Source organism: Actinokineospora sp. NBRC 105648, assembly GCF_030269645.1.
Lineage (GTDB): Bacteria > Actinomycetota > Actinomycetes > Mycobacteriales > Pseudonocardiaceae > Actinokineospora.
The window spans coordinates 58,502-78,813 of record NZ_BSTR01000016.1 but is presented as its reverse complement, the minus strand read 5'-3'; the positions used below and the strand labels follow the sequence as shown (position 1 = coordinate 78,813).

The window sequence follows — 20,312 nt, the reverse complement described above, 5'->3', positions numbered from 1 at the left end:
GACCAGGCTGGGGAGCGGTGACTCGGCCGGGCGTAGGATGTCGGGAGTCCACACGGCCCCGGGAGCGCAGTGTCCGATCCGTTCGACCGGCTGCGCGCCGACTGCGGCCGGTGCGCCGCGCTCTGCTGCGTGGTCCCGGCGTTCGCCGCCTCGGCCGACTTCGCGATCGACAAGCCCGCGGGCACCCGCTGCCCGAACCTGCTGGCCGACCACCGCTGCGGCGTCCACGACACCCTGCGCGACCGGGGTTTCACCGGCTGCACCGTCTACGACTGCTTCGGCGCCGGGCAGCAGGTCGTCCAGGTGACACTCGGCGGCGAGCCGTCGGCCCGGGCCGCCGAGGTGTTCCCGGCGATGCGCGACCTGCACGAACTGCTCTGGTACCTCACCGAAGCACTCACCCTCGCGGCGGCGGACGGCGTGCGCGCGGACCTGCTGGCGGTGCGGCAAGAGACCGAACTGGCCACCGCGGGAACGGTCGACGAGATCGCCCGATTCGACGTACGCGCGTTGCGCGAACGGGTCAACGCGTTGCTGCTCAAGGTCAGCACGGTCGCGCGCGCCGGGTTCAAACGCAAGAAGGACTACCGAGGCGCGGACCTCTTCGGGGCGGATCTCGGCAAAGCGGACTTAAGGGGCGCCAGCTTGCGCGGGGCGTACTTGATTGGCGCCAACCTCCGTGCGGCTGATCTGCGCGGCGCCGACCTGATCGGCGCGGACCTGCGCACTGCGGACCTCACCGACGCCGACCTGACCGGCGCGCTGTTCCTGGTCCAGTCCCAAGTGGACTCCGCGCGCGGCGGCCCGGGCACCCGGTTGCCGGATCGGGTCAGGCACCCCGCGCACTGGACCTCACCGCTGCCGGTCCGGCGCAAGCCCCGGTCGAGGTGACCGGGGCTAGGGCCTGTCCTCGAAGTGGGTGTTGGTGGCCTGGTTTGATCTTGGGTTGTGGTGCGCGGGCATGAGTTGATGTACACCGCTCATCCGGCTTGCGGACAGGCCCTAGGTGCCGGGGACGAAGCGGCGGGGGCCGACCAGGGCGGCCACCGCGATGATCAGGTAACCCGCGACCGGGCCGAAGGCGCCGATGCTCAGGCTGCTCAGGCCGCCGTCGGTGAGGTCGTTGAGGGCGGCCACGTGCAGGCCCGACAGGGCGAGTAGGACCAGGCCCGCCACCCGGCGGAACATGGTGACCGCGCTCTTGAGCACGAAGACCGCGACCACCGCCGCCGCGACGGCCGCGACCGCCAGGACGACGTCTCGGGTGGTGAAGTCGCGCTCGACGCCGAACAGACCGGTGAGCGGGGCGACGCCGTAGCGCAGCAGCAGGTAGCCGACGCCGAGGACGACCAGGCCGCCCCACACCACCTTCATCGCCACCGACTCCAGGACCGCGGCGAAGGCCAGCAGCACGCCCAGGATCGCCAGCGGGTAGCTGAACACCAGCAGGTACCAGGCGCCGAAGCCGCTGGCGCCGCTGTCGGAGAGGGTGTGCCAGATGCTGATCAGCGACTGAGCGTCGCCGCCGTTGGCGAACCAGGGGAGCGCCACCAGGCTGAGCAGTTGCACGGCCGCGCCGACGATCGCCAGGATGACCCCCAGCCCGGGTAGCCGGAAGCCGCCGCCCCCGGATTCGGACGGGAAGGACTGCGGCGGCCGGGTCGGTGCCGTGGGCCGGTGCGGCTCGGGGCGGTAAGAGTCGCCCGAGCGATAGGGCTCTGTTGGGCGGTAAGACTCAGCGGGTCGATGTGACTCCTGCCGGTAGGGCTCAGGGGTCCGGTACTGGGCCGTCGGCGGGTACTGGCGCTCGGGGCGGTAGGACTCGGCCTGGCGGTAGGACTCGTCGGCGCGGTAGGGCTCGGCGCGGCGGTAGGGATCGGGTGCCTGACCGCCGCCGGACTGGTACGGGTCCGGCTGGTAGTGGTCGGCCTGCTGGTACGGGTCGCCCGGTTGCCGGTAGTCGCGCGGGTCTGTCGGCCGCCGGTAGGGCTGCCCGGGCGGGCGGTATCCGCCCTGGTCGGGCTGGCGGGGGTCGCGCGGCTGGCGGGGCGGTTCCGACATGACCGCACCGTACAGTCCGAACCGGGTCGGGACACGTGCTCCCGAGGTGTCGATTTCCGCCTCCCCTGTTCGTATAGGGGGTGAGACCCACCGGAAGGAAGACCACCATGGCGCAGTACCTGCTCAGCATCCAGCAGCCCGACGGCCCACCCCCGGCCCCCGAGGTGCTCGACCCGATCATGCGCGAGTTGGGCGCGTTCAACCAGCGCCTGCGCGACGCGGGCGCGTGGGTGTTCAACGCTGGCCTGCACGCCCCGGAGACCGCCACCGTCCTGCGGCTCGAGGGCGACGAGGTGCTGCTGACCGACGGCCCGTACGCCGAGGGCCGCGAGCACGTCGGCGGGTTCTGGGTCATCGAGGCCGCCGACCTCGACGCCGCGCTGGACTGGGGCCGCGCGGCGGCCCGGATCCTGACCCTGCCCATCGAGGTGCGGCCGGTCGCGGGCTGATGACCGAGGCGGTGGCGAGGGTCTTCGCCCGCGAGTACGGCCGCGCGGTCGCGGTCCTGGTCCGCGTCCTCGGCGACATCGACCTCGCCGAGGACGCGGTCCAGGACGCCTTCACCGCCGCGGTGCGCACCTGGCCCACCGACGGCGTGCCGCCCAGTCCAGCGGGCTGGATCATCACCACCGCCCGGAACAAGGCCGTCGACCGGCTGCGCCGGGAGTCCACCCGCGACGACCGGCACGCCGCGGCCGCCCGCCTGCACGCGGACAGCGCCGAGAGCCAGTGGACCGAGAAAAACGAGGAGGACGAGGAGGACGCCGTGCGCGACGACCGGTTGCGGCTGATCTTCACCTGCTGCCACCCGGCGCTGGCCCCGGCCGCCCGGGTGGCGCTGACCCTGCGCTTGCTCGGCGGCCTGAGCACCCCCGAGATCGCCGCGGCGTTCCTGGTGTCCGAGCCCACCATGGCCCAGCGGCTGGTCCGGGCGAAGAACAAGATCCGGGTCGCCCGGATCCCGTACCGGGTGCCCGCCGAGGCCGAGCTGCCCGCCCGGCTGCGGTCCGTGCTCGCGGTGGTGTACCTGGTCTTCACCCAGGGGCACGGTGCCCCGCGCGCGGACCTGTGCGCCGAGGCGATCCGGTTGGGCAGGCTGCTCGTGGAGCTGATGCCCGACGAGCCCGAGGCGCTGGGCCTGCTCGCGCTGATGCTGCTCACCGACGCCCGCCGCGCCGCCCGGACCACCGCCGACGGGCGGCTGGTCGTGCTGTCCGAACAGGACCGGTCCCGCTGGGACCACGCGGTGGTCGCCGAGGGTCACGAGCTCGTCCGGCGCTGCCTGCGCCGCGGCAGGCCGGGCCCCTACCAGGTGCAGGCCGCGATCAACGCCGTGCACACCGACACCCCGCCCACCGACTGGTGGCAGGTCTTGGCGCTCTACGACCAGCTCCTGGCCATCGCGCCCACCCCGGTGGCCCGGCTGAACCGGGCCGTCGCGGTGGCCGAGGTGCACGGCCCCGGCCCGGCGCTGGCCCTGGTGGACGAGCTCGACCTGCCCGACTACCCGGTGTTCCACGCCGTCCGCGCGGACCTGCTCGCCCGGCTCGGCCGCGCCGACGAGGCGGCGGGGGCTTACGCGCGCGCCGAGGAGCTGATCGGCAACCCGGCCGAACGCGACCACCTGCGGCGCGCCCGCGAGCGGCTCAGGGCATGATTCGGGGGTGTCCACGTCCCTGCGCGCGGTTGCCGCGACGCGCTATGTGACGCCCTTGCGCGAGGGCGGGTCGCTGCCCGGTCTGGTCGAGGCCGACGACCTGGGCATGTACGTGCTCAAGTTCCGCGGCGCGGGCCAGGGCGTCAAGGCGCTGGTCGCCGAGGTCGTGGTCGGCGAGCTGGCCCGGGCGCTGGGCCTGCGCGTCCCCGAGATCGTGCTGGCCGAGCTGGACCCCGAGCTGGGCCGCGCCGAGCCGGACGAGGAGGTCCAGGCGCTGCTGCGGGCCAGCGGCGGGCGCAACCTCGGGTTCGACTTCCTGCCCGGCTCGTTCGACTTCAACCCGCTGGTGCGCGATCCCGGCCCGGCGCTCGCCGCGCGGGTGCTGTGGCTGGACGCGCTGGTCCTCAACGTCGACCGCAGCTGGCGCAACCCGAACCTGCTGCTGTGGCACCGCGACGTCTGGCTCATCGACCACGGCGCGGCTCTCTACTTCCACCACCGCTTCGCGCCTGGGTGGCAACCGGCGGCCTCTTATCGCTATGACGCCTCCGACCACGTCATGCTGCCTGTCGCAGGTTCTCTTGCCGAGGCGGACCAAGAGCTTCGCCCTCTTGTCCTACCCGCGCTGGCTGGCGTGCTCGCACTCGTTCCGGAGGACTGGCTGACTCAAGACGGCGCGTTCTCGACCGCGGACGAGGCGCGCGCCGCGTACACCGCGTACTTCGAGGCCCGGCTGGCCGACCCCGCCTGGCTCGACGACCTGGAGGCCGCGCGTGCCGCACGTGTTTGAGTACGCCCTGCTGCGCGCCGTACCCCGACAGGACCGCGGCGAGGCAATGAACGTCGGCGTCTTGCTCTACTGCGCCCCCTTGGACTACCTGCGTTGCCGCACCCACGTGGACAAGGAGCGCCTGCTCGCGTTGGATGCGTCTCTTGACCTTTCCGTTCTCGCGGACACTCTTGGCCTGTTGTGCGGTGCGTGCGATGGTAGTGCGAACGCCGCCCCGGTGACGGGAATTTCGGTAGGACAACGCTTCCGCTGGCTCACCGCCCCGCGTAGCACCCTCGTCCAGACCTCGCCCACCCACACGGGTCTCACGACTGACCCGGACGCGGACCTGGACCGCCTCTTCCGCCGTCTCGTCCTCCCGCTCGACTCCTAGCCGGGCAAGTTCGTCCGACGCCGGACCATCCTTGTCCTTTGTGGACCCCGTACGTCCATGCCCCATCTGGCGGGTTGTGCCGCGGCGCATCGGGGTGTGAACCTGTACCCGCTCGTTGCCAGTAAAGGGAACTGGCGACTGGAGGGGGAGGAAACCTTAGTGCGTAAGCGAAACCTGACCAGACGTGTGTCCTGGGTGCTCGCCGTGGTGATGGGGCTCTCCGCGGTGTGGGTGAGCGCGGCAGCGGCCTCGCAGCGTCCACAGAGGGGGGACCACGCATCGCCGAAGGCGGAGTTCATCGACAACAGCTACATCGTGGTGTTCAAGGAAGCCCCCGGTGAGCGATCCCTCACCTCGACCACCGCGGCGACCTTCGCCGCCCGCTACGGGGCCAAGGTGCGGCAGACGTACCGGCACGCCCTCAACGGTTTCGCGGGCGAGTTCGACGCCGCGGCCGCCAAGCGGATCGCCGCCGACCCGGCGGTCGCCTACGTGACCCAGGACCGCCGGGTGTCCGTGGACGGCACGCAGGTCAGCCCGCCGTCGTGGGGCCTGGACCGGGTCGACCAGCGCGACCTGCCGCTGGACAACACCTACAGCTACCCCGCGAACACCGCCGCCACCGTGACCGCGTACATCATCGACACCGGGATCCGCACCACGCACCAGGAGTTCGGCACCCGCGCGCAATGGGGCACCAACACCTCCGGGGACGGCGACAACACCGACTGCAACGGCCACGGCACCCACGTCGCGGGCACCGTCGGCGGCACCACCCACGGCGTGGCCAAGGGGGTCAAGCTGGTGGCGGTCAAGGTGCTGCCGTGCACCGGCACCGGCACCAACTCGGCGGTCATCGCGGGCATCGACTGGGTGACGGCCAACCACGTCTCCGGCCCGGCGGTGGCCAACGTCAGCCTGGGCGGCCCCGGTCCCGACCAGGCGCTCGAGGACGCGGTCCGCCGCTCCATCGCCGACGGCGTGGTCTACGCGCTCTCCGCGGGCAACGACACCGAGGACGCCTGCAACCACACCCCCGGCCGCACACCGGAGGGCGTGACGGTGGCCTCGGTCGACGACACCGACCGCACCTCCGACTTCTCCGACTACGGCCCGTGCGTCGACATCTACGCCCCCGGCGAGGGGATCACCTCGGCCTGGAACACCGGCGACACCGCCACCGAGATCCTCGACGGCACGTCCATGGCCACCCCGCACGTCACCGGCGCCTTGGCCCTGCTCGTCGCCGCGGAGCCCACCCTCACCCCGGCCCGCGCGGCCGAGGCCCTCTACCTGGACGCGGGCGCCAACCGGGTGATCGCGAACCGCACCGGCACACCCAACCGCCTGCTCGCCACCAACACCGGCAACCGCCCCGGCTACCCGGTCGTCACCAACCCCGGCTTCCGCGCCGCGAAGATCGGCACCCCGTTCTCCCTGCCGAACACCGCCGCGGGCGGTACCGCGCCCTACACCTGGACGGCGTCGGGCCTGCCCGCGGGGCTGACCATCAACGCCGCCACCGGCCTCATCTCCGGCAACCCCACCACCCAGGCGACCGCCGCGGTCACGGTCACCGCCACTGACGCGGCGGGGCGCGCCCGCGGGGCCTCGTTCACGATCGTCGTCACGGTGGCCACCGGCGGCTGCGGGGCCACCGGCCAAAAGCTGATCAACCCCGGTTTCGAGTCCGGTACCAGCGGCTGGATCGGCGACACCCAGACGATCGGCGCCTGGACCGGCGACCGCGCCCCGCGCGCAGGCACCCGCGCCGCCGTGCTCAACGGCCTGGGCGTCGACTCCGACGACACCATCAACCAGGCGGTCACGATCCCGGCCGCGTGTGTCCACTCGACACTGTCGTTCTACCTCAGGGTGGTCACCGAGGAGACCGACCCGATCCGCTACGACCGGCTCACCGTGAGCGTGGGCAGCACGATCCTGGCCACCTACGACAACACCAACGCGAGCGCGGCCTACGCGCTCAAGTCGTTCCCCGTGGGCGCCTTCGCCGGCCAGACGCTGATCGTGTCGTTCCACGGCATCGAGGACTTCGCCGCCGGGACCAAGTTCCTCCTCGACGACCTGGCCCTGACCGCCGCATAGACCGGGGGAGTCCCAGGTGAGTCCGATGTGGACTCACGCCGCCGAGTCGCGCCACACGGCGTCGTAGGCGGCCTGCCGCTGCAGATCCCTGGCCCGCGTCCGCTCGGCGCGGGCCAGGGCGGCGGCACCGTGCGGCCAGCCGTAGCGGGTCATCCGGTGCTCGGTGCTCTCCAGGGCGTAGGAGAGCATGAAGTAACAGCCCACGATCAACCCCAACGACCCGCACGCGAGCGAGAGCCCCAGCGGCGCCGAGAGCCCGAACAACAACCCCAGCGTGATCACCACGGTGAGCGGTAGCATCCGGAACAGGGTCCGTACCGCGAACCACCACCCCCAACTCGCCCGGGCGGCGTCCCGCAAGACCCACTCCCGGTACTCATCGGAGATCTTGCCCCCGAACAGATACCAGACCTTCACCGGGAACGACGGACTACGCATCTGCTGTCCCTTCACGGTTTCGCCGCGGCGATCACCCGGGTGAGTGCCCCGTGCAACGCCGTCAGCTCACTGATCTCCATCCCCAACCGCGCCACGATCGCAGGCGGGATCTCCAGCGCCCGCTCCCGCAACGCGGCCCCCGCGTCGGTCAACGCCACCGCCAACGCCCGCTCATCGTCAACGGACCGATCCCGGCGCACGTAACCGTTGGCCTCCAACCGCTTCAGCAACGGCGACAGGGTCGCGGGCTCCAACGCCAACATCCCACTGAGCTCTTTCACCGACAACGGCGCCGACTGCCACAACGCGAGCATCACCAGGTACTGCGGGTGCGTCAGCCCCATCGGCTCCAACAGCGGCCGGTACACACTGATCACACTCCGCGACGCGATCGCCAACGCGAAGCACACCTGCCGCTCCAACGCCAACGGATCCACGGCATCGGCAGCACCGCCACCACCGGCCCCAGCGCCCGCCGAGCCCTTACTTCGTGCACTAACCATTAGCCCACTATACATACCTCACCCCCACCCAGACCGACGTGCGGCGAGGGTCACCCATCCTTGCCCTCGTCTTGAAAGAAGTCGACTCCGCTGGTACCGCCGGCCCCCGACGTTCTCTGCTCGATCTGGTGGACTGCCTTTGTGTGGGGTGGGGGACCCTGCAAACTTGCCGTGCGTGGGGATGCCCTTCTCCCCACGCATTTTTCCCCACGCAGGGTCCCTAGGGGCCCCGCGCAAAGGCAGTCCACCAGATCGAGCCCACCGCTCTACCCGCGGCAACACACGGCGTGACACCTCAAAAAGCAGCGTCAAGCATGCTCCGAGCGCAGGTCAGCCCGACTCCGCTCCAACTTCGCCAACACCCGCGCCACGTGGTGCTCGACCGTCCGCGGCGACAGCGCCAGCACGTCAGCGATCTCCCGGTTCGAGTACCCCTTGCCGATCAGCTCCGCCACCTCGTTCTCCCGAGGTGACAGCTCACTCCCGTACCCCCGCCGCCCCCGCCGGGACCGGGCCGGGCTCTGCTCCACTAGCCGCGCGCACCGAGCCGCGTCCCGATGAGCCCCCAACCCCCGCAACCGGGGCAGCAACTCGGCAGCCAGTTCACGCCCCCGGGGATCGTGCGCCGAGACCAGACACCGCGCTTCCCGCACCCCCGCCAACGCCCCCAGATACGGCGCAGGCAACGCCTCGTACAGCGCAGCGGCCTCCCCGTACAACTGAGCCGCCCCAAGCACATCGCCACGTGCGGAGGCCACACTGCCCCGGCAGTAGGACAACGCCGCCCGGGCGTGTGGTGCGTCCAGGCCGTCGATGCCCTCGGCGATCTCCGCGACCAGCCGCTCGGCCGACGCCGTCAACCCCGCCGCCGCGTACACCCCCACGGCCACCGACCCGAGATCGGCCGACCACGTCCAGATCCCCCTGCGCCGCAACAGCTCCAGCCCGTTCTCCACCTCGAGGCACGCCTGTTCGACCTGGCCGCGACCCAGGGCGACCGCCGCCAGCCCGGCGAACCCCGCCACCGTCACCGGTGAGACCGAGTTCACCGGGTCCAGCACCCCCGTCCCCCGGAAGTGCCGCTCGGCGGCGTCCCACGCCCCGCGGGTCACCGCCAGCAGCCCGGACACCAGGTGGGCCTCGTTGACCACGTGGAACAGCTCACCGTGCTGGTCGATGATCGCGGCCGCGCGCTCGGCCAGGCCCGCCCACTCGCCGGTGAGCCAGGCCAACCGGGTCTCGGTCATGTGCGTGGCCACCTCGATCAGCCCGGCCGCGCGGTCGTCGGCGATCCGGTGGAACTCGGCGACCGAGGTGGCCGCCACCCGCAGGTGCCCGGTGTTGACCGCGGCGTCGGCGATGTTGCAGTGCACCCTGGACAGCTGCCGCCTGCCCGCCGCGGTCGCCGCCGTCGAGGGCAGCGCCGCCAGCCCCGGCACGACCGAGGGGTCACCCAGCAGCAGCCGCGACCCGGTCGTGTTGGCCAGCAGGTGCAACCGGGTCGCCTCGTCGTCGCACTCGGCCAGGTATGCCTCCGCCCGGCGCAGCCAGAACCCCATCGCGGTCCGGTCGGCCGCGCCGTTGGCGGTGTTGGCCAGCACGCTCACGCACAGCCGCGCCCCGGCCGAGGCGTCCCCGAACTCGTCCAGGGTGGCCTCGATCAGCGCCCGGCCGCGGCTGCCGCCGTCCGGCTGGTGCAGCAGCAGCACGCCCAGGCACCACTGCGCCTGCTCGCGCGCGGGCGCGGAGAGCCGGTGCTCGCGCAGCAGCCGCCCGAGCACCTCGGTGCCCGCCCGCTGGTCGATGTCGGCGCCCGCCACCCGGCTCAGCTCCACCGCCAGCCCGTCGACCTGCCGCTGGGTCAGCGCCGGGTCGGCGAGCAGCCTGCGCAGCACGGTGGCCGCCGTGCTCACATCGCCCACCTCGATCGCCCGGTCGGCCGCGGCCCGGCCGTACTCGAGCCAGTCGTCGTGCCTGCCCGCGCGCCTGCTGTGCTCGGCGAGCCGGGCCAGCGGCACCGGCACCGCGCGGCGCAGCACGCCGACGACCCGCGCGTGCAGGTGCAGCCGGTCGGGCGCGCTGAGCGTGTCGTAGGTGGCCGCCCGGGCGAGCTCGTGGCGGAACCGGTACCGCCCGTCGGCCTCGTGCAGCACCGCCGCGCCGACCGCGTGGACCAGCGCGGCCCGGGTCTCGGCGGGGTCGAGCTCGGCCACCTCGCCGAGCAGCTCGGCGGCGGCGGGCGCGTCGAGCACCGCCGCCGCGTGCACCACGCGCACCGCGCTGTCGGGCAGCGGCGCCAGCCGTTCGACCACGCCGTCGCGCAGCAGCACGGGGGAGGGCACGGAGTCCAGCAGCCGCCGGGCGCTCGCGCCGTCGAGCCTGCTCACGTCGGTCACCCCGCGCAGTGCCCGCAGCGTCTCCTCGACCACGAACGGGATCCCCGCCGTGCGCTCGTGCAGCCGCGCGACGAACTGCGGGGACACCTCGCGCACCCCGAGAACGCCGCCGACCAGCGCGCGGACCTCGCCGAGGTCGAACGGCCGGACCTCCACCAGGGTGCTCACCGCGCCCCCGGGCGGACGGTAGGCCGAACCCAGCGGGATGCCGTCGGGGACGTCCTCGCGCCGGTAGCTCACCACGATCCCCAGGTCCGGCGGTGGGTCGCCCATCAGGAAGCGCACCAGCTGGCGGGTCCCGACATCGGCCCAGTGCAAGTCCTCGACGACCAGCACCGCCGGTCCGAGCGCGGTCAGCAGCTCCCGCACGGCGCGCGAGACCTGGTGCCGGTCGGCGTGCGGGTCGCCGGTGGCGGGCGGCGCGGGCGGCAGGTGCGCGCCGAGCTCGGGCAGCAGCGGGCGCAGCGCCCCCGCAACGGGGCTCAGGGGTGTGCCCGCCAGCCGGTCACCGACCCCGTTGAGCGCGTCGAGCAGCGCGCCGTAGGGGAACGGCTCGGTCGAGGGCTGGCAGAACCCGGTCAGCACGGCGTCGTCGAGCCCGTGCACCAGCTCGCCGATCAGCCTGCTCTTGCCTACCCCGGCCTCGCCCTCGACCAGCACGACCGACGGCCGCGCCGCCAGCGCCGCCCGGGCCGCGCGCAGTTCGGCGCCCCGGCCGACCAGTGGCGACAGACCACCGAGCCGATGCCGGACCTTCCTGCTCATCACGCCTCCCACCGGGGCCTCCCGCAGGCCCCGCACCAGGAGATGACTGCCGAACCGGGGCGCCGACACGCCGCTGCGACCGGGCGTGACCGGTCCGTCCACCAGGTGGGCGCCGCAGTGGCGGCGGTAGGTCGGGTAGTCGCCGAAAACTACGCACTACCTACTGAATCCCCCAATTGTTACCACCGATTGTGACCCTTGAGGGTGACCTCGTGGCCGTCAGTCACCAAACCTGCAATGGCGGCCCACCACCCGGTGAAAGTTCTCCGGGTGGAGTGAGCGAGGGAGATCTTCCACCATGCGACAAGATCGCAACTTCCGGCGCGTGGCCGCCGCGGGCGGGGCACTCGGCGCCGCCGCCCTGGCCGTGCTCGCCGCGGTCACCATCCCGGCCTCGGCCAACGAGGCCGCGCCCGCCCAGCAGCCGACCCCGTCGGGTGTGCTGAGTGCCGACAACGCCATCCCCGGCAGCTACATCGTGGTGTTCAAGGACGGCTCGTCGGTCGCGAGCGCGACCGGCACCACCGCCACCGACCTGGCCCAGCGCTACGGCGCGAAGGTCAAGCTGACCTACACCGCCTCGATCCGCGGCTTCGCCGGGGAGCTGTCCGCCGAGCAGGCCAAGCGCCTGGCCGCGGACCCGGCCGTGGCCTACGTCCAGCAGGACTCCACGGTCACCGTCAACGAGACCCAGCCCAACCCCACCTGGGGCCTGGACCGCGTCGACCAGCGCGACCTGCCGCTGAGCAACGGCTACACGTACTCGACCACCGCGTCGAACGTCAACGCCTACATCATCGACACCGGCGTGCTGACCACCCACCCCGAGTTCGAGGGCCGCGCCAAGCACGGCTACGACGCGGTGGACAAGGACAACGACGCCACCGACTGCAACGGCCACGGCACCCACGTCGCGGGCACCATCGGCTCCAAGACCTACGGCGTGGCCAAGAAGGTCAACCTGTTCGGCGTCCGGGTGCTGCCCTGCAGCGGCTCCGGCCCGAACAGCAACGTGATCGCGGGCATCGACTGGGTCGCCAAGAACGCGGCCAAGCCCGCCGTCGCCAACCTGAGCCTCGGCGGCGGCGCCGACACCGCCAGCGACGACGCCATCAAGCGCCTCATCCAGGCGGGCGTCACCGTCGCGGTCGCCGCGGGCAACGACAACAAGGACGCCTGCAACTACAGCCCGGCCCGCGTCCCCGACGCGATCACCGTCGGCGCCACCACCAAGACCGACAGCCGCGCCCTGCCCGAGGACTGGAACAAGGTCAACGGCAGCAACTACGGGACCTGCCTGGACATCTTCGCCCCCGGCACCGGCGTCACCTCGACCTGGCTGGACAACGGCACCAACTCCATCAGCGGCACCTCGATGGCCACCCCGCACGTGGCCGGCGTCGCCGCGCTGTACCTGGCGGCCAACCCGAACGCGACCAACCAGCAGGTCCGCGACGCCCTGGTGAACAACGCCACCAGCGGCAAGGTCACCAACCTCAACGGCTCCCCCAACAAGCTCCTCTACAGCGTCTTCGACGGCACCCCCACCACGACGCCGACCAGCCCCACCAGCACCACCCGCCCGACGACGCCGACCACCCCGCCGACCACCACGACCCCGCCCAGCACGACGACCACCCGCCCGACCACCACGACCAAGCCCAACAGCACGGTCACGGTCTTCAACCCGGGCCAGCAGTTCGGCTTCGTCGGCCACCCGGCCAACTACAGCGTCTACGCCCGCTCCTCGGACGGCTCCGCGCTGACCTACGCGGCCACCGGCCTGCCCACCGGCCTGACGATCGACGCCCGCACCGGCCGGATCACCGGCACCTACACCCGAGCGGGCACCTACTCGGTCACCGTCACGGCCACCAACACCAGCGGCGCCACCGGCACCGCGACCTTCTCCTGGCGAGTCCTCTGACCAACTCCCCAGCCGCCGACCGATCCGGCTGGTGAGAGGGGAAAGCCGGTGGCCGGACTCCAGTCCGGCCACCGGCCTCGCCTCCACAACGCACAACTCAGGACCCAAAAACCTTGGTGCACAACGACTTCCAGTAGCGCCAATCCCAACGGAAGTCCACTCCACCCAACCGCGGCAGAGCCCCATCCGCCCAACCGCAGCGGATGCCGACCCCACTGGTCCAGCATCGGAGAGGCCACCCCCCCAAACCGCATCGGAGAGACCGCCCCCACCAGACCGCAGCGGAGGGGCCGTCCCCACCAGACCGCAGCGGATAGGCCGCCCTCGCTGGAACGCAAGTCCCGTTACGGATGCTCGATCTAGTGGACTCGCTTCGTGTGGGGGAGGAGTGCCGCTAAACTTGCCGTGTGGTGGGGATGTCCTTCACCCGCCCTTTTTTCGCCACCGCGGTGCTCTAGGGGCCCCGCACGAAGCGAGTTCACTAGATCGAGCCCACGCTCGTAACTCGGGCAACGAAGACGGCAACCCCAGGGCAGCAAACCCACCAGACCCTGCCCACGCCCCGCAACCCAGGCACCGAAGACGGTAACCCCAAGACGTCCTAGATCGAGCCCCGCCGCAACCCGAACGGCAAGCCAATACAACTCAAGCCAGCTGCCCACCGTCCACAGTGAGCACAGACCCAGTCACATACCCACTCCCAGACCCAGCCAAATACGCCACCGCCCCCGCCACATCCTCCGGCACCCCGTAATGCCCCACCGCACTCGACGCCAACTGCGCCTCCGCGCCAACCCCATCAGCCGGGTTCATGTCCGTATCGGTCGACCCAGGCTGCACCAGGTTCACCGTGATCCCGCGCGGACCAAGATCCCGCGCCATCCCACGCGTCAACCCGACCAGCGCGGCCTTGCTCATCGCGTACAGGCTTATCCCCGCGCCGCCTGCACGATCGGCCAGGTTGCTGCCGATGCTGATCACCCGCCCGCCCGGGCCCATCAACGGCGCTGCCGCCCGCGTCGCGGTGAAGACCGCGCGCACGTTGACCTCCACGGTCCGGTCGAACTGCTCGTCGGTCAGGTCCTCAAGGTGCCCGTAGTCGAAGATCCCGGCGTTGTTGACCAGGATGTCGAGCCGCCCCAGTTCGGCCGCGGTCTGGCGCACCGCTTGCGCAACCGACTCCCGGTCGTCGGCCGGTGCCTTGAACACCAGCGCCCGCCTTCCCAGCGCGGTGATCTCGTCCGCCACCGCCGAGGCGCGGTCGGCGGCCGAGTTGTAGGTCAGGGCCACGTCGGCGCCGCCCGCCGCGAGTCGCCGCGCGATCGCGGCACCAATGCCACGGCTGCCGCCGGTCACGACCGCCACTCGTCCATCCAGGCCCATGCTGGTCTCCCTAATTCCGCATCGAACGTTGCACAATTAGCCAACACGGGTAGGCTCGCCCTGTCAAGCGGAAGGGGATCGGATGTCGGGACCGGGACGCCCGCGCGGTTTCGACCGGGGCGAGGCCCTGCGCACCGCCATGCGCCTGTTCTGGGCACGCGGCTACGAGGCGGTCTCGATCACCGACCTCACCGCCGCGATGGGGATCGGCACGCGCAGCCTCTACACCGCCTTCGGCAGCAAGGAGCTGCTGTTCCGCGAGGCGGTGGAGCTCTACGAGAGCGCCGACGCCACCGCCCGCTACTGCGACCGCCCGACCGCGCGCCAAGCCGTCGAGGACATGCTCCGCGCCCGCGCCGAGTCCTACGCGGGCCCGGACGGGCCGCCGGGGTGCATGGTCGTGCTCGCCGCGACGAACACCAGCCCTGGCAACGACACCGTGCGCGACCTGCTCGCCGAGCTGCGCACCCGCGACCGGGAGATGCTGACCCGCAGACTGGTCCGCGCCAAGGCGGCGGGCGAGCTCGCCGACCACGCGGATCCGGCGGCGGTCACCTCGTTCTACCTGACTGTCCTCTATGGAATGTCAATCCAAGCCAGAGATGGCAGCGATACCGCGACCCTGCAAGGGGTTGTCGACGCTGCACTGTCCGTTTGGGATGTTCTCGTCACCTGACCAGGCCGTGCGTCCCGGAGAAGGTGCGCAGGACGGCGCCGTTGTCGCGGCTGCGCGCCCGCTGCTCCTTGGTCACCTCCGGTCGGAGGCGAACTCGCGGTAGGTCTTGTCGATCGCGACCAGCACTTCGGCCGGGCCGGCGTCGGTGGAGCGCTCCACTGTGGAGCTGGGGCGCGGCCACGGGACGACCGGCTCGGCCCGGACAAGGCGGCCCGCCGACCGCTGGCCGCGCCCGGTTGTCTGGTTGGCGCCCACCCGGCGGGCCGGTGCCGTGCCCCTTCAGACCACCGGTCGCGTCAGGTTCTCCGCGGGCCCGTGCCTGCGCAGGTCGTGCCACGCCCGGGTGAGCCGGTCCACCAGCTCGGTGATCGTCTCGACCGGGAAGGTGAACGGCAGCCGGAGGTGGTTGTCGTGCGCGCCGGAGGGGTCGGTGGCCGACCCGGGCACCGCCTCCACCCCGTGCCGCAGCGCGACCTGGGCGAAGATCCGCGCGTTGGTGTCGGGCAGCTCGACCCACAGCGCCGAGCCGCCGTCGGGGGAGCGCCAGCGCCAGCTCGGCAGGCGCTCCGCGAGCAGCGCCTGCAGGTGCTCGAGCCGCGCCCGCAGCACCGTGCCCCGGGCGGCGGTGATCTCGGCCAACCGGGGCAGCAGCCGGGCGGAGAGGGCCTGGTCGAGCACCGGGCTGCCCAGGTCGGCGCGCACCTTGTACCGGGTCAGCCGGTCGACGATCGGGACCGGCCCGCGCACCCAGCCGATCCGCAGGCCACCCCAGACCGACTTGGCCATCGAACCGATGGTCAGCACCTCCGCGCCACCCCGCGCGTACGCCCCGATCGGGGGTGGTGTGGCACCACTGGCGAGGCTGTGGAAACCGCTGTGGGCGTTGTCCTCCAGGACGGGCACGTTGTACCGCGCCGCCAACTCCGCCACCCGCCGCCTGCGCCCGGCGGACAACAGCGTGCCGGTCGGGTTGTGGTAGGTCGGCATCAAGTAGGCCAGCACCGGCGCCTCGTCGGCGAACGCCGCCGCCAGCAGGTCGGTCCGCACGCCCTCCTCGTCCAACGGCACCCCGACGAGCCGCGCGCCCGCCTCGCGGAAGACGTCCAGGCAGCCCGGCCAGCTCGGCGACTCCACCACGACGGTGCACCCGGGCCGCAGGTACATCTGCGCCACCAGCCCGATCGCCTGCTGCGCGCCGGTGGTCACCAACACCTGGTCAGGCTCGGTAACCGCCCCCGCCGCCGTGTAGTGCGTCGCCACCTCCCGCCGCAGCGGGGGATAGCCGCGCGGGTGGTAGCCGACATCGGCCATCAACTCGGCCAGGTCCCCGTCCAACGACCGATAGGCCTCAGCCACCTCCGGCGCGGCAGGCTCGATCGCCATGGCCAACGAGATGGTCGTACCCGGCCCGTCCACCAGCCGCTGGGAGATCGAAGTGGCCCGACCACCCGCCACCCGCCCCTCGGCCCCGTTGACCCGACGCCGAGCACTCACCCGCGTCCCACTGCCGCGAACGCTGTCGACCAGCCCGCGCCCGCGCAGCTCGTCATAGGCGGCCACCACCGTCGCCCGGCTCACGGTGAGCAACCGCGCCAGATCACGCTCGGACGGCAACCGCTCGCCAGCGGGCAGGTCACCCAGCTCAATGCTCGCTGCCACCGCTCCCGCCAGCTTCCGGTAGAGCGGACCCGCCGCCGTGGTCCAGTCCCCGATCAACTCGACCAAACCATTCGCCTCGACGAGCCGGTCCCCTTCGCGCTCCCCACCCACGCCTCCCATGCCTGCGACCGTACCGCCTACGGCAGCCCGAGGACCGGTCCATTCCCAGACACATTGGCCTGGTTCCACTAGGCCAAACGGGGGAACGGAGGCATAACTGTTGCCCGATCAAGTCCCCTTACCCGTTATCTCAATTCTTTAAATTCTTTATCTCTAAATGCCGAGCCCGCCGGGGCGCAAGACCCGCTCTTACTTGGGCAGCTCGGACGGTGTGCCGCACACCGACCTACGGTCGACCGTCTTCGGCGGCTCATCGCTGGGGCTGCCCGAGGAAAAGATAGGGGGCTCGATCTAGTGAACTCGCTTCGTGTGGGGCCCCTAGAGCACCGCGGTGGAGAGAAAGGGCAGGGTAAGGGCATCCCCACCCACGGCAAGTTTAGCGGCACTCTCCCCCCACACGAAGCGAGTCCACTAGATCGAGCATCCGTAACGGGCGTTGCTTTCCAGCGGGGTCGGCCTCACCGCTGCGGTTTGGTGGGGGGCGGGATTCGCTTGGGTGCGAGCAGGGTCGGCCTATCCGCTGCGGAACCAGCGGGGGCGGGATCTTGTTGCGTACCAGCGGGGCTTGGCCTTTCACTGGTCATTCGAGCACGTGGTTGCGTGGGTTGCCGACAATCTTCCTCGCCCAATCGGTAGCCAGGTTCCGGACGCCGACAAAGACCCCGTCGCACGCTCATCACGGACTGGTGACAAGATCGACGCCGTGCCGCACCCGACGACGCAGCTGACCTCGCCCCGTCCCGTCCCGCACCCGCCTGCCGTTCCCATGGCGGAGACCGTCCGGTTCACCCCGGTCCAGCGCCAGGCGCCACCGCCCACGCCGGTCGCCCCGCGGGCTGTGGTGGCACCCACGCAAGCAGCCCCCGACCGCGTTGCGGCCGTGGCCGCTACCCAGGCAGTGCCTGCACCGGTGGCGGCTCCCGCTCAGGCCCCACTCGATCGAGCGGTAGGTGCACCCACCCCGCAGGTCGGCCGGGCCGTAGGTGCACCCACCCCGCAGATCGATCGGGCTGTAGTTGCGCTGGCCCCACAGGTCGATCGGGCGGCGGGCGCATCCGCCCGACAAGCAGTGACGGCGCCTGCGGGGTCTTCCGCGCGGGTCGCGTCCAGCCGCGCTGTCCCGGCTGCCGCGCCGGAGGCGTCAGCGGCGCTCGGGTCGGCTCCCGCTCGGGCTGTGCCCGACCGAGCCAGGGCCGCCGGAGCTGTGGCTGGCCGGACCGTAGCCGATCCGGCTGTGGCTGCGGGAGCTGTGGTTGAGCGGGTTGTAGCCGATCGGGCTGTGGCTGTCGGAGCTGCGCCCGGCCGGGCTACCGGAGCTGTGGCTGGCCGGGCAGCGTCCAATCGGGCTGTGGCTGCGGGAGCTGTGGTTGACCGGGCCGTAGCCCATCCGGCTGTGGCTGCCCGAGTTGTGGCTGATCGGGCTGTGCCCGACCGGGTTATAGCTGACCGGGCTGTGGCCGCCGGAGCTGCGGCCGACCGGGCTGCGCCCGATCGAGTCGCGGCGGCTGGAGCTGTGGCCGGCGCGCAGGCGGCGGTGGCACCTGCTCCAGCTCGGACCCGTGCCGTGGCCACGCCACGGACACCAGCGGCACCGGCGTCAGTTCCTGGTCGGGCTGTGCCCAAGCAAGCTGTGGCCTCGCCGCGGGCAGTGTCGGCACCCGGTCAAACTGCGGCAGGCCGCGATGTGGCCGCCGCCGGGGCGCAGGCATCGGGGGCACCTGCTTCATCCCCCGCCCAAGCCGCCACCTCGGCGCCGCGGACACCAGTGGTACCTGCGCCGGCCCCGCTGTGGCCCCCGTCGTCGGAAACCGCCGAGTCCGGGGTGGTGCCCGTGCCGATGGCCCCGCGGCGACCAGCGCCACCGGCGTCGGCATTGCCCGCGTCCGGACCGACGGCACCGCGGCCGTCGACGCTGGCGCCGTCAACCCCAGCACCCGAGCGGTCGCCCGCACCCCAGCGGGCATCGGCACCTGGCCAGCCGTCAGCGCCCGAGCAGGCGCGGCAGGCGCCCTCGGTGCCGCAGGTGTCACCGTCCCCCGCACCGAACCCGACATCGCGGCCACCGTCGACCCCACCCGCGCCGGTGCCGGCCGAGTCACTGCCGACTGCCCAGCAAGCCGCCCAGTCCACGCCGCCCAAGCCGATCCTGCGCCGCGTTGTGCGGCGGATCATCGGCCCGAGTCTGCTGCAGCGCCGCGAGTGACGGCCGGGGCCGCTCACCCCTGGGTGAGCGGCCCCGGAACCGTGCTGGTTTGCCCGGAACCGTGCTGGTTTGCCCGGAACCGTGCTGGTTTGCCCGGAACCGTGCTGGTTTGCCCGGAACCGTGCTGGTTTGCCCGGAACCGTGCTGGTTTGCCCGGAACCGTGCTGGTTTGCCCGGAGTCGCCGGCGGCGAACTGGGCCGGCGAGTCTCATCACCCGCGTGCGCTCAGGGGGTGTCGAACCCGGTGTCCACGTACTGCTTGAGGTCCTTGCCGCCGGGGAACAAGCCCTGTCGCACCCACGTGTCGTAGGTCTTCTGCAGCTTCCCCGCCAATTCGCCGTCCACCGGAACCCGCTGGTACGCGGTCTCGTCCGGCCGTACCTGTGCGGCGATCTCCCGGGGCTGGTGGGCGAATTCCGCGTACCACTTTTCGAAGGCTTCGGGGTTGTCGCGCGACCATGCGTAGGACTTGTCCAACCGGCGGGTGAAGTCGGTGATGGCGTCGCGCTTTCCCTTGTCCGCCAATGCCGAGTCGGTCGCGCTGAGTACGTTGAGGCCGGTGTTGACGCCGGTGCCGTCACTGAGCACCCGGGCGCCCTGCTCGGTGCGGGCCCGCACCGCGTAGACGCTCCAGGTGGCCCAGGCGTCGATTTGCCCGGTGGAGAACGCGGCGTTCGCCTCGGTGGGGGCGAGGAAGTTGAGGGTGACGTCCTTGTCGGTCAATCCGGCCTTGGTCAGTTCGCCGATCACCAGGTAGTGCGCGACGCTTCCCTTGGTGGTGGGTGAGATCCGCTTGCCCTTCAGGTCCGCGACGGTCTTGGCGGGGCTGTCCTTGGGCACCAGCAGGTACGTGCCGCGGCCGCCGTTGGTCCAAGCGGCGGCGACCCTGATCTTTGAGCCGTTCGCGATCGCGGTGACCGTGGGGGAGTCGCTCGCGCCGCCGATGTCGACCGCGTTCGCGCGCAGGGCCTCGTGCAGGTTGACCGCGGCGGCGAACTGCGACCACTCGATCTTGTACGGCAGGCCGTCGAGCAGTCCGGCGGCGCGCAGCCGGGACTGGGTCGCGCCGGTCTGGTCGCCGACCCGGAGCACGACCTGGCCCGAGGAGTCCGAAGTAGAGGGTCCGCATGCGGTGAGCGCGGCGGCGCCGAGGATCGCGGCGAGGACCAGCAAGACCGTTTGGGGAAGCGAGCGTTTCGTGGGCATGCGGCGGCTCCAGCGCGGGAGGGGGCCGGTGGGGAAATACCCACCTCGA

At 71.8% G+C, this 20,312-nt stretch carries 17 protein-coding genes; 8 read left to right on the top strand and 9 right to left on the bottom strand.

What is annotated here, in order from left to right:
- Positions 1-69: 69 nt before the first annotated feature.
- On the top strand, positions 70-891 hold the full coding sequence (locus tag QSK30_RS16565; RefSeq protein ID WP_285503751.1) for a pentapeptide repeat-containing protein: 822 nt from the start codon (positions 70-72) through the stop codon (positions 889-891).
- 111 nt (positions 892-1,002) lie between these two features.
- Here QSK30_RS16565 and QSK30_RS16560 read toward each other — a convergent pair whose 3' ends face one another.
- Entirely contained in the window at positions 1,003-2,061 is a 1,059-nt protein-coding gene (locus tag QSK30_RS16560) for a hypothetical protein (RefSeq protein WP_285503750.1), read from the bottom strand.
- A 107-nt stretch (positions 2,062-2,168) separates the two neighbouring features.
- Between QSK30_RS16560 and QSK30_RS16555 the strand changes: the two genes are divergently transcribed.
- The 5 genes from QSK30_RS16555 to QSK30_RS16535 all read left to right on the top strand — a co-directional run bounded on the left by QSK30_RS16555 (position 2,169) and on the right by QSK30_RS16535 (position 6,987).
- Entirely contained in the window at positions 2,169-2,510 is a 342-nt protein-coding gene (locus tag QSK30_RS16555; protein WP_285503749.1) for a YciI family protein, read from the top strand.
- Entirely contained in the window at positions 2,510-3,718 is a 1,209-nt protein-coding gene (locus QSK30_RS16550; RefSeq protein WP_285503748.1) for an RNA polymerase sigma factor, read from the top strand. Before QSK30_RS16555 ends, QSK30_RS16550 begins: the two co-directional genes overlap by 1 nt.
- Before the next feature lie 7 nt (positions 3,719-3,725).
- Positions 3,726-4,508: a HipA family kinase gene (locus tag QSK30_RS16545; protein WP_285503746.1), complete on the top strand. Its 783-nt coding sequence runs from the start codon at positions 3,726-3,728 to the stop codon at positions 4,506-4,508.
- The gene (locus tag QSK30_RS16540; RefSeq protein WP_285503745.1) at positions 4,492-4,881 is read left to right on the top strand and encodes a DUF3037 domain-containing protein; all 390 of its coding nucleotides are present in this window, start codon (positions 4,492-4,494) and stop codon (positions 4,879-4,881) included. The genes QSK30_RS16545 and QSK30_RS16540 overlap by 17 nt, the downstream gene beginning before the upstream one ends.
- A gap of 159 nt (positions 4,882-5,040) precedes the next feature.
- Entirely contained in the window at positions 5,041-6,987 is a 1,947-nt protein-coding gene (locus tag QSK30_RS16535) for a S8 family serine peptidase (RefSeq protein WP_285503743.1), read from the top strand.
- 33 nt (positions 6,988-7,020) lie between these two features.
- On the opposite strand, the gene QSK30_RS16530 is transcribed toward QSK30_RS16535, so the two are convergent.
- The 3 genes from QSK30_RS16530 to QSK30_RS16520 form a co-directional block, all read right to left on the bottom strand.
- Positions 7,021-7,425, bottom strand: a complete 405-nt coding sequence (locus QSK30_RS16530) for a DUF5313 family protein (RefSeq protein ID WP_285503742.1) — start codon at positions 7,423-7,425, stop codon at positions 7,021-7,023.
- Positions 7,426-7,436: 11 nt separating this feature from the next.
- A complete protein-coding gene (locus tag QSK30_RS16525) occupies positions 7,437-7,862 on the bottom strand; it encodes a MarR family winged helix-turn-helix transcriptional regulator (RefSeq protein ID WP_285503741.1) in 426 nt (141 codons plus the stop codon).
- Between the two features lie 374 nt (positions 7,863-8,236).
- Positions 8,237-11,089 carry a helix-turn-helix transcriptional regulator gene (locus tag QSK30_RS16520; protein ID WP_285503740.1) on the bottom strand — a complete coding sequence of 951 codons (2,853 nt, stop codon included), beginning with the start codon at positions 11,087-11,089 and terminating at the stop codon, positions 8,237-8,239.
- 298 nt (positions 11,090-11,387) lie between these two features.
- Between QSK30_RS16520 and QSK30_RS16515 the strand changes: the two genes are divergently transcribed.
- Positions 11,388-13,016 (top strand): S8 family peptidase, encoded by a 1,629-nt coding sequence (locus QSK30_RS16515; protein WP_285503739.1) that lies wholly within the window; start codon positions 11,388-11,390, stop codon positions 13,014-13,016.
- Positions 13,017-13,661: 645 nt separating this feature from the next.
- On the opposite strand, the gene QSK30_RS16510 is transcribed toward QSK30_RS16515, so the two are convergent.
- Complete coding sequence (locus QSK30_RS16510; protein WP_285503738.1) at positions 13,662-14,399, bottom strand: 3-oxoacyl-ACP reductase family protein; 738 nt, start codon at positions 14,397-14,399, stop codon at positions 13,662-13,664.
- A gap of 82 nt (positions 14,400-14,481) precedes the next feature.
- Between QSK30_RS16510 and QSK30_RS16505 the strand changes: the two genes are divergently transcribed.
- Positions 14,482-15,075 carry a TetR/AcrR family transcriptional regulator gene (locus QSK30_RS16505; RefSeq protein ID WP_285503737.1) on the top strand — a complete coding sequence of 198 codons (594 nt, stop codon included), beginning with the start codon at positions 14,482-14,484 and terminating at the stop codon, positions 15,073-15,075.
- A 72-nt stretch (positions 15,076-15,147) separates the two neighbouring features.
- Here the strand turns inward: QSK30_RS16505 and QSK30_RS16500 are convergent, their stop codons facing one another.
- From QSK30_RS16500 to QSK30_RS16485, 4 genes are all read right to left on the bottom strand, one after another.
- Positions 15,148-15,330, bottom strand: coding sequence for a hypothetical protein (locus QSK30_RS16500; protein WP_285503736.1), 183 nt, complete (start codon positions 15,328-15,330; stop codon positions 15,148-15,150).
- 24 nt (positions 15,331-15,354) lie between these two features.
- On the bottom strand, positions 15,355-16,854 hold the full coding sequence (locus tag QSK30_RS16495) for an aminotransferase-like domain-containing protein (protein ID WP_285503734.1): 1,500 nt from the start codon (positions 16,852-16,854) through the stop codon (positions 15,355-15,357).
- A gap of 1,662 nt (positions 16,855-18,516) precedes the next feature.
- Positions 18,517-19,026 (bottom strand): hypothetical protein, encoded by a 510-nt coding sequence (locus tag QSK30_RS16490; protein WP_285503733.1) that lies wholly within the window; start codon positions 19,024-19,026, stop codon positions 18,517-18,519.
- Positions 19,027-19,282: 256 nt separating this feature from the next.
- Positions 19,283-20,263, bottom strand: a complete 981-nt coding sequence (locus QSK30_RS16485; RefSeq protein WP_285503732.1) for an ABC transporter substrate-binding protein — start codon at positions 20,261-20,263, stop codon at positions 19,283-19,285.
- Between the last annotated feature and the right edge of the window lie 49 nt (positions 20,264-20,312).

What these genes read in the sequence shown, in the direction of transcription:
- QSK30_RS16485 (WP_285503732.1), bottom strand. Translation starts at nt 20,263, where the DNA reads ATGCCCACGAAACGCTCGCTTCCCCAAACGGTCTTGCTGGTCCTCGCC.
- QSK30_RS16515 (WP_285503739.1), top strand. Translation starts at nt 11,388, where the DNA reads ATGCGACAAGATCGCAACTTCCGGCGCGTGGCCGCCGCGGGCGGGGCA.
- QSK30_RS16555 (WP_285503749.1), top strand. Translation starts at nt 2,169, where the DNA reads ATGGCGCAGTACCTGCTCAGCATCCAGCAGCCCGACGGCCCACCCCCG.
- QSK30_RS16520 (WP_285503740.1), bottom strand. Translation starts at nt 11,089, where the DNA reads ATGAGCAGGAAGGTCCGGCATCGGCTCGGTGGTCTGTCGCCACTGGTC.
- QSK30_RS16530 (WP_285503742.1), bottom strand. Translation starts at nt 7,425, where the DNA reads ATGCGTAGTCCGTCGTTCCCGGTGAAGGTCTGGTATCTGTTCGGGGGC.
- QSK30_RS16495 (WP_285503734.1), bottom strand. Translation starts at nt 16,854, where the DNA reads ATGGGAGGCGTGGGTGGGGAGCGCGAAGGGGACCGGCTCGTCGAGGCG.
- QSK30_RS16490 (WP_285503733.1), bottom strand. Translation starts at nt 19,026, where the DNA reads ATGATCCGCCGCACAACGCGGCGCAGGATCGGCTTGGGCGGCGTGGAC.
- QSK30_RS16550 (WP_285503748.1), top strand. Translation starts at nt 2,510, where the DNA reads ATGACCGAGGCGGTGGCGAGGGTCTTCGCCCGCGAGTACGGCCGCGCG.
- QSK30_RS16510 (WP_285503738.1), bottom strand. Translation starts at nt 14,399, where the DNA reads ATGGGCCTGGATGGACGAGTGGCGGTCGTGACCGGCGGCAGCCGTGGC.
- QSK30_RS16560 (WP_285503750.1), bottom strand. Translation starts at nt 2,061, where the DNA reads ATGTCGGAACCGCCCCGCCAGCCGCGCGACCCCCGCCAGCCCGACCAG.
- QSK30_RS16505 (WP_285503737.1), top strand. Translation starts at nt 14,482, where the DNA reads ATGTCGGGACCGGGACGCCCGCGCGGTTTCGACCGGGGCGAGGCCCTG.